The organism is Bacillus sp. mrc49 (assembly GCF_002803435.1).
The window spans coordinates 1-946 of record NZ_PHNG01000542.1 but is presented as its reverse complement, the minus strand read 5'-3'; the positions used below and the strand labels follow the sequence as shown (position 1 = coordinate 946).

Here is a 946-nt window from a genome sequence, read left to right as displayed (position 1 = left end):
AATGATGATTTCATGTTCCTGACATGGCTTGCCGGCAGAGCCCGCTTTCCTTATTTGATCATCTTCCATCAGGAGAGTGATGGCTGGCCCCATTTCAGTCATTCCATATGCTTGGATGAACTGGATTCCCAGCTTTTCCTGACAAGCATATACAAGCGATGGCGCCATTGGAGCAGCTCCATATAGCCCTAGCTTCAGGCTCTGGAATTTATACTCGGCCAGGTTTTCCTGAATGATCATGTTCCACATCGTAGGCGCAGCGAATAACTTGGTGATCCCCTCTGACTCAACTAGCTCCATCACCTTTTTCGGATTGAACTGGTGGAGGATGACATTCATCGCTCCAACCTGTACGCGAGGTAAAAAGCAACAATGCAGTTCGGCACAATGAAACATCGGTGCAGTGATCAAACCTATATCGGATCGTTCATAATTAAGGGCCTCGCTTAAAATCGCAGCATGTTTGACCATATCTTTATGTAGGTGAATGACCCCTTTCGGACGCCCCGTCGTCCCACTCGTATACATAATGGCATAAACATCATCCTCATGAACCTCCACTTCGGCCGGCTGAGATGAAACGCTGGCCAATTTTTGGCGGTAGCCTTTCGCATAACCTGGCACATCATCATCAATGTACCAGAAACCCGTTTCCGGGAATCGCTTTTCAATAGCCGCAACCACTGATTCCAATTCCCGTTCGAATAAAACGACTTTTGGTGCTGCATCATTTAAAATGAAGGCCACTTCTTCCGGCATGAGGCGGAAGTTGATTGGATTAAAGATTGCGCCGATTTTTGCGCAGGCAAAGAATGCAGTGGCAAGCTCTTCATTGTTATAGAGGTACGTGGAGACTCTGTCGCCTTTTCGAACGCCTTCCGCCTGCAAGGCAGCCGCCAACCGATTCACCTGGTCATTCCACTGAATATACGTGTAGCGGATATTT

At 47.8% G+C, this 946-nt stretch carries 1 protein-coding gene; it reads right to left on the bottom strand.

What is annotated here, in order from left to right; genetic code table 11:
• The coding region (locus CVN76_RS05490; RefSeq protein WP_157805547.1) for an AMP-binding protein at positions 1-946 on the bottom strand (946 nt) is incomplete at both ends.